A 210-nucleotide genomic window follows, 5' to 3' on the forward strand; every position below is an offset into this window, starting at 1 on the left:
TCTTCTACAAGCTCTGGTTCCTCGAGAAGCTCTGGCTCATCAATAAGTGAAGACGCTAATGTTTCAATATCATCTTCGTCAAAATCTTCCTGTGCATCAGCTAGATCTTCGACTGAATCAGCTAATGCGCTATCAATATCTCGCTCAGTATTATTATCTGTTGCTACTTGAGCGGCAGATGAATCTTCAGCTTCATCAATTAAGCTGTCT

General features: G+C 41.0%; 1 protein-coding gene. It reads right to left on the minus strand.

The genetic code is table 11. The features are described 5' to 3' along the window. Positions 1-210 (minus strand): hypothetical protein (locus CWB60_RS20785; RefSeq protein ID WP_171036176.1); only part of this gene is annotated, 210 nt, incomplete at both ends.

Origin of the sequence: Pseudoalteromonas sp. S327 (assembly GCF_005886415.1) — a bacterium.
Taxonomy (GTDB): Bacteria; Pseudomonadota; Gammaproteobacteria; order Enterobacterales; family Alteromonadaceae; genus Pseudoalteromonas; species Pseudoalteromonas atlantica.